We start from the raw sequence: 6,990 nt of genomic DNA, 5'->3' as shown, positions 1-6,990 counted from the left end.
TCGTCGGCGTGCTGTACGAGTTCGGGGTCGCCGTCCCCGCCCCCCGCGACGGCGACCCCGAACTCGTACAGCACGCCGACGACCTGGACACCCGGGGCGCCGATCAGGAAGAAAGCACGGCCCCCGTGGAAGAAGTACGCCAGTCCACCGGCCCGGCCGCGCCCGCCTACGACGACGCCGAGCGCGAGGCCGTCCTCAAGGTCATGCGCGAGCGCCGCGACATCCGCAACGGCTTCCGCAGCGACCCCATCCCGCACGAGGTCCTGCTCCGCGTCCTGGAGGCGGCCCACACCGCGCCTTCCGTCGGCCACTCCCAGCCGTGGGACTTCGTCGTCATCCGCTCGGCCGAGACGCGCCGCACGATGCACGAACTGGCCATGCGCCAGCGCGACGCCTACGCCAAGTCCCTCCCCAAGGGCCGGGCCAAGCAGTTCAAGGAACTGAAGATCGAGGCCATCCTCGACACCCCGGTGAACATCGTCGTCACCGCGGACCCCACACGCGGCGGCCGCCACACCCTCGGCCGGCACACCCAGCCGCAGATGGCCCCGTACTCCTCCGCGCTCGCCGTCGAGAACCTCTGGCTCGCCGCCCGCGCCGAGGGCCTCGGCGTCGGCTGGGTCAGCTTCTTCGACGAGCGCGAGATGGTCCGTTCCCTGGGCCTGCCCGAGCACCTGGAGGTCGTCGCGTACCTCTGCGTCGGCTATGTCGACGAGTTCCCGGACGAGCCCGAGCTCCTCCAGGCCGGCTGGTCCAAGCGACGCCCGCTGTCCTGGGTCGTCCACGAGGAGACGTACGGCCGTCGCGCGCTGCCCGGCGAGGAGCCGCACGACCTGCTCGCCGAGACCGTCTCCCAGATCCGCCCGCTGGACGCCAAGGCGCTCGGTGAGGCCTGGGAGCGGCAGAAGCGGATGACCAAGCCGCCCGGCTCGCTCGGCATGCTGGAGATCATCTCCGCGCAGCTGTCCGGGCTGTCCCGCCAGTGCCCGCCGCCGATCCCGGAGCCCGCGGCCGTCGCGATCTTCGCCGGTGACCACGGTGTCCACGCCCAGGGCGTCACCCCCTGGCCGCAGGAGGTGACGGCCCAGATGGTCGCCAACTTCCTCGGCGGCGGCGCGGTCTGCAACGCCTTCGCCGGCCAGGTCGGCGCCGAGGTGTGCGTGGTGGACGTCGGCGTGGCGGCCGACCTGCCCGCCACCCCCGGTCTGCTGCCCCGCAAGGTCCGCGCGGGCACCTCCGACATGACCACCGGCCCCGCGATGACCCGCGAGGAGGCCAAGCAGGCCATCGAGGTCGGTATCGAGACGGCCAGGGACCTGGTGGCGGCCGGCAACAAGGCCCTGCTCACGGGTGAGATGGGCATCGCGAACACCACCGCGTCCGCCGCCCTGATCTCGGTCTTCACGGGCACCGACCCGGCCGACGTGACCGGCCGCGGCACCGGTATCAACGACGAGACCCTCGCCCGCAAGACCGAGGTCGTCCGCCGCGCCATCGAGGTCCACCAGCCGGACCCGGCCGACCCCATCGGCGTGCTCGCCGCGATCGGCGGCTTCGAGCACGCGGCGATGGTCGGCCTCCTGCTGGGCGGCGCGTCCCTGCGCACCCCGGTGATCCTGGACGGCGTCAGCGCCGGCGCCGCCGCCCTGGTCGCGCGTGCCATCGCCCCCGAGGTCCTCGCGGCCTGCATCGCGGGCCACCGCAGCGCGGAGCCTGGGCACGTGGCCGCCCTCAACAAGCTCGGCCTGCGCCCCCTGGTCGACCTCGACCTCCGCCTGGGCGAGGGCACGGGCGCCCTGCTCGCGCTGCCGCTGGTGCAGAGCACCGCACGCGCGATGCACGAGGTCGCCACGTTCGACTCGGCGGGAGTCACCGAGAAGTAGGCCGGAACCGGGGGTGGTCGGGGTACGCGTTCCTGCGGGCCCCCCACCCCCGCCGTACGCTGAACCCGCAGCCTAAAATCCGCACGTCAGGGCAGCTCCAGAGCCGTAGCGCCCATCGCATCGCCCGTACGAGGAGCCGCACCCTCATGGCCGAAAACCCCGCCTACCCCGTAGGCCTCCGCCTCACCGGCCGCAAGGTCGTCGTCCTCGGCGGCGGCCAGGTCGCCCAGCGCCGCCTCCCGGCACTGATCGCGGCGGGCGCGGACATCCTCCTCGTATCCCCCGAGGCGACGCCCTCGGTCGAGGCGATGGCGGACGCGGGCGAGATCAGGTGGGAGAAGCGGCCGTACGCCGAAGGCGACCTCGCCGACGCCTGGTACGCCCTCATCGCCACCAGCGATGCCGAGGCCAGCACCGCGGCCTCCGCCGAGGCGGAGCGGCACCGTGTCTGGTGCGTCCGCTCGGACGACGCGGACCAGGCGACGGCCTGGACCCCGGCCACCGGCCACAGCGAGGGCGTCACGGTCGCCGTCCTCACCACGAACGCCAAGGGCCGCGACCCCCGCCACACCGCCGCCATCCGCGACGCGGTGGTGGAGGGTCTGCGCGACGGCACCCTGGTGGCACCGCACCACCGCACCCGCACCTCCGGCGTCGCCCTCGTCGGCGGCGGCCCCGGCGACCCGGACCTCATCACGGTCCGCGGCCGCCGTCTCCTCGCCGAGGCCGACGTCGTCATCGCCGACCGCCTCGGCCCCCGCGACCTCCTCGCCGAACTCCCGCCGCACGTCGAGGTGATCGACGCGGCGAAGATCCCGTACGGCCGTTTCATGGCCCAGGAGGCCATCAACAACGCCCTGATCGAGCACGCCAGGCAGGGCAAGTCGGTCGTACGGCTGAAGGGCGGCGACCCCTACGTCTTCGGCCGCGGCATGGAGGAACTGCACGCCCTCGCCGAGGCCGGCATCCCCTGCACCGTCGTCCCCGGCATCTCCAGTTCGATCTCGGTCCCGGGCGCGGCCGGCATCCCGGTCACCCACCGCGGGGTCGCACACGAGTTCACGGTGGTCAGCGGTCATGTCGCCCCTGACGACGAGCGCTCCCTGGTCGACTGGCCCTCGCTCGCCAAGCTCACGGGCACGCTGGTGATCCTGATGGGTGTCGACAAGATCGGAAAGATCGCCGAGACGCTCGTCGCCCACGGAAAGCCGGCGGACACTCCGGTGGCTCTCGTCCAGGAGGGCACGACGGCGGCCCAGCGCCGCGTGGACGCCACCCTCGCGACGGTCGCCGAAGCGGTCGTGCGCGAGGACGTGAAGCCCCCGGCGGTCATCGTCATCGGCGAGGTCGTGAAGGTCGGCCCGGACCCGTCCGCGTAACCCCGGGTAACCCAACTCGTACCGAGCCGTTGGCACCGCACCCAGAGCAAGGCAGTATCACCCTGTGGCCGATCTCATCACCGTCGAGGATCCCGACGACCCGCGCCTGCGCGACTACACAGGCCTGACCGACGTCGAACTGCGCCGCAAACGAGAACCCGCCGAGGGCCTGTTCATCGCCGAGGGCGAGAAGGTCATCAGAAGGGCCAAGGACGCGGGGTACGAGATGCGTTCGATGCTGCTGTCCGCCAAGTGGGTCGACGTCATGCGCGACGTCATCGACGAGCTCCCGGCGCCGGTCTACGCGGTCAGCCCGGAGCTCGCCGAGCAGGTCACCGGCTACCACGTGCACCGCGGCGCGCTCGCCTCCATGCAGCGCAAGCCGCTCCCGACGGCGACCGACCTCCTCCAGACCGCCCGCCGCGTGGTGGTCATGGAGTCGGTCAACGACCACACCAACATCGGCGCGATCTTCCGCTCGGCGGCGGCCCTCGGCATGGACGCGGTCCTGCTCTCCCCGGACTGCGCGGATCCGCTGTACCGCCGCAGCGTCAAGGTCTCGATGGGCGCCGTCTTCTCGGTGCCCTACGCCCGTCTCGACACCTGGCCCAAGAGCCTGGAGTCGGTCCGCGAGGCGGGCTTCAGCCTGCTCGCGCTGACGCCCGACGAGAAGGCGAGGACCCTCGACGAGGCCGCCCCGCACAAGATGGACCGGGTCGCCCTGATGCTCGGCGCCGAGGGCGACGGCCTCTCCACCCAGGCGCTGGTCGCCGCCGACGAATGGGTCCGCATCCCCATGGCCCACGGTGTCGACTCCCTCAACGTCGGCGCGGCGGCCGCGGTCGCCTTCTACGCGGTGGCCACGGGCCGCCCCGAGCTCTGATGGCGCGGGGCGAGGCGATCGTCGCGGTCCTGCTGAGAGGTGACCGGGTACTGGTCATCCGGCGCGGCCCGACCATCTCCCGCCCCGGCTACTGGCAACCCCTCAGCGGCCGCATCGAACCGGGGGAGACCCAGCGGGACGCACTCCTGCGCGAGGTCCACGAGGAGGTCGGCCTCACCGTCGTCCCCCTGGCCAAGGTCTGGGAGTCGCAGGCCGACGACGGCCGCTTCCGCCTCCACTGGTGGACCGCCCGCGCCGAGGACGGCGAGGTGGTCCCCGACCCCGTGGAGGTCGCCGAGGCCCGCTGGATCACCCCGGAGCAGTTCCCGACACTCGCCCCGATCTTCGAGGGCGACCTGGAGTTCTTCGACAGGATCCTGCCGACGCTCTAGTCGTACGACCCGTCCGCGGGCGGCAGGTGCACCTGCTGATGGCGTACGACATCACGGTCACCGCCGATCCCTCGCGCGGGCCCCTGACACCCCTGGGCCGCGGCGATACCGAGCGCCACCAGCAGCGTGACCACGACGAACACGAACAGCCGCTGACGCAGCAGCCGTGGATTGGCGGGCCGCCGCCCCGTCCCCGTGGTCCTTGGACCCGGACGGCCGGTACCGCTGCGGGGCGCCGGACGGTTGCCGGAGCGCGTGGTGTTCCGCGAGGCAGGCGTGGGCCGCGCCCCGCTCCGGGAGGCCGCGGCACCGCCCCGGGACGGAGCCCCGCCCCGCGAGGGCACGGGCCCGCGCGAGGACGTGCCGCGCGGCGGGGGAGTGCGCTGAGTGGGCCCCGGCGGCTGTCCCTGGGGCCGCCGCTGGGTGCGCTGCTGCTCCGGATAGCTCGGCTCGGCGAGCCGTCCCGTAGGCCGGTCGCTCTCCCCCGCACGCGGCGCGGGCGGCCGTACGTCGGCCAGCCCCTGGGCCTCCCGCGCGGCGATCTCCTTGAGCCGCAAGGACAGTTGGAGCGTGCTGGGCCGTTCCTCGGGATCCTTGGCGAGACAGGCGCGCACGAGCGGAGCCAGGGCGTCCGGCACCCCGCCGAGCTGCGCCTCCTCGTGCACCACGCGGTACAGCATCACCTCGGAACTGCCGTGCCCGAAGGGCGAGTCACCCATGGAGGCGTACGCCAGGGTCGCGCCCAGCGAGAACACGTCCGTGGCCGGGGTGACGGCGACACCGCGCACCTGCTCGGGCGCGAGGAAGCCGGGCGACCCGACGGCCGTACCCACATGCGTGAGCGTGGAGGCCCCGGTCGCCCAGGCGATGCCGAAGTCGATGATCCGCGGCCCCTTGGGGGACAGCAGGATGTTGGAAGGCTTCAGGTCCCGGTGCACGACCCCCGCCTCGTGCACCGCGACGAGCCCCTCCGACAGGGCGGCCCCGATGGCGGCGACCTCGGCCGCGCCCAGCGAGCCCTCGTCGGCGACCTTGTCGTGCAGCGAGGGACCGGGCACGTACTGCGTGGCGAACCACGGCCGTTCCGCGTCGAGATCGGCGGCCACGAGCCGGGCGGTGCACCCGCCCCTGATCCTTCGCGCGGCGGAGACCTCACGGGCGAACCGCGAACGGAACTCCTGGTCCTCCGCCAGATCGGGCCGGATCACCTTCAGTGCGACCCGCTGCCCCTTCTTGTCGGAGCCCAGATAGACGACGCCCATCCCGCCCGCGCCGAGCCGTCTGTGAAGCCTGAACGAGCCGACGACGCGCGGGTCCTCGCGCCTCAGGCGCATCATCGCCATGTTCATCCCCGCTGCCCGGTCCGTGTGACGAGCCACAGCTTACGTTTCCACGGCCGCCCGCGCGCAGAGGCCGCGCCCTCTCGTCCCGATGGATTGTCAGTGCCGGGTGGGAGAATTGAGAGGTGGTCAGGGAGCGGGAGAGCAGGGCGGGTTCGTGCCGCGTGTGATCCCAACCACCCATCGCAGAAGGGGGATTGAACCCGTGAAGGGTGATCGCGTGGAGATAGTCGTGGACGCAGGGGACACGACGCGTACATACGAGGTGGTGGCGAGCAGGGCGGGCCGCCGGGTGGAGACAGCGGTACGCCGAGGTGTGGTGGAAGTGAGCGAAGTCACCCGCAGCGGTTCCGTCGTCCGCACGGCCCGCTTCATGGCGACCCGGGTCCTGGCGCTGGTCGAGCAGCCGGTGCCGCGCGAGGACGGCTCGGAGAAAGCGGTATAGACCGGGCGCCCCCTCCGGGAAGACCCGGAGACCTAGGTCCTCGTCTCCACCCAGGGGAGTACTTCCCAGGTCATGGCTCATCCTCCGGGAGGCCCGGCAATCGGTACGAGGGCATGACGTGCGGCGGACGCCGTCCGCCTAGATTTGAGGTCAAGCGGCGGGTGCAGCACTCGTCCCCCGAGGTCAGACACCCGCCGCTGCCAAAGACAACGCAGAACGGTCAGGAGAGGGACCATGGCCCACACGGCACCGCGGACGATGATCCGCACCAAGGAGCGCACTCGGCTCCGCCCCCGCCGTCAGGGCCGTCGCCACCCCTTGGTGGCGACACTCATGGCTCTTCCCCTGGCGGCCCTGCTCCTCCTCGTCTTCGACGGCTGGGAGACAGTGGCCACACAAGCGTCGTCCGTGGGCGTGATGCTGGGGCGCTGAGCGGCGACCCCAGGCCCGGAAGAGCGGTCCGGGCGGGGACATCCACCCATGAAACCCCGTGGGGACGGGGGTGCGGCGGACGGCACAAATGCCGGCGCAGCTGGGGAGCTGCGCCGGCATTGCTGTGCCCACACCCAACACCGCCCCGCATCCTCCAGCCCCTCCGGCGTTTGAGGAGCGGAGCCCCCTGGGTCCGGGGTCGAAGGGGCGGCAGCCCCTGGAGGACGGGACGGGTA

General features: G+C 72.5%; 7 protein-coding genes. 6 read left to right on the top strand and 1 reads right to left on the bottom strand.

All coding sequences use genetic code 11. The features are described 5' to 3' along the window. From cobT to HLK59_RS46765, 4 genes are all read left to right on the top strand, one after another. Positions 1–1,883: nicotinate-nucleotide--dimethylbenzimidazole phosphoribosyltransferase (gene cobT / locus HLK59_RS46780; RefSeq protein ID WP_171147779.1), on the top strand; the 1,883-nt coding region annotated here is incomplete at its 5' end. A gap of 146 nt (positions 1,884–2,029) precedes the next feature. Beyond that, positions 2,030–3,262 (top strand): uroporphyrinogen-III C-methyltransferase, encoded by a 1,233-nt coding sequence (cobA, locus tag HLK59_RS46775; protein WP_171147778.1) that lies wholly within the window; start codon positions 2,030–2,032, stop codon positions 3,260–3,262. 64 nt (positions 3,263–3,326) lie between these two features. Beyond that, positions 3,327–4,145, top strand: coding sequence for an RNA methyltransferase (locus HLK59_RS46770; RefSeq protein ID WP_171147777.1), 819 nt, complete (start codon positions 3,327–3,329; stop codon positions 4,143–4,145). Further along, entirely contained in the window at positions 4,145–4,537 is a 393-nt protein-coding gene (locus tag HLK59_RS46765; protein WP_171147776.1) for an NUDIX domain-containing protein, read from the top strand. Before HLK59_RS46770 ends, HLK59_RS46765 begins: the two co-directional genes overlap by 1 nt. On the opposite strand, the gene HLK59_RS46760 is transcribed toward HLK59_RS46765, so the two are convergent. Continuing rightward, positions 4,534–5,886, bottom strand: a complete 1,353-nt coding sequence (locus tag HLK59_RS46760; protein ID WP_171147780.1) for a serine/threonine-protein kinase — start codon at positions 5,884–5,886, stop codon at positions 4,534–4,536. The genes HLK59_RS46765 and HLK59_RS46760 overlap by 4 nt on opposite strands. Positions 5,887–6,082: 196 nt before the next feature. Between HLK59_RS46760 and HLK59_RS46755 the strand changes: the two genes are divergently transcribed. Together HLK59_RS46755 and HLK59_RS46750 are read left to right on the top strand one after the other, a co-directional pair. Then, entirely contained in the window at positions 6,083–6,322 is a 240-nt protein-coding gene (locus HLK59_RS46755; RefSeq protein WP_171147775.1) for a hypothetical protein, read from the top strand. A 234-nt stretch (positions 6,323–6,556) separates the two neighbouring features. Next, positions 6,557–6,754 carry a hypothetical protein gene (locus HLK59_RS46750; protein ID WP_171147774.1) on the top strand — a complete coding sequence of 66 codons (198 nt, stop codon included), beginning with the start codon at positions 6,557–6,559 and terminating at the stop codon, positions 6,752–6,754. Positions 6,755–6,990 lie beyond the last annotated feature (236 nt).

Source organism: Streptomyces sp. S3(2020) (assembly GCF_013044505.1).
GTDB lineage: Bacteria > Actinomycetota > Actinomycetes > Streptomycetales > Streptomycetaceae > Streptomyces.
Note: the sequence above shows the minus strand (reverse complement) of the source record. Positions and strands in the feature narration are given on the sequence as shown.

Bases quoted from the DNA above. Each gene is read 5' to 3' on its own strand.
- HLK59_RS46760 (WP_171147780.1), bottom strand. From the start codon at position 5,886: ATGAACATGGCGATGATGCGCCTGAGGCGCGAGGACCCGCGCGTCGTC.
- HLK59_RS46750 (WP_171147774.1), top strand. From the start codon at position 6,557: ATGGCCCACACGGCACCGCGGACGATGATCCGCACCAAGGAGCGCACT.
- HLK59_RS46765 (WP_171147776.1), top strand. From the start codon at position 4,145: ATGGCGCGGGGCGAGGCGATCGTCGCGGTCCTGCTGAGAGGTGACCGG.
- cobA (WP_171147778.1), top strand. From the start codon at position 2,030: ATGGCCGAAAACCCCGCCTACCCCGTAGGCCTCCGCCTCACCGGCCGC.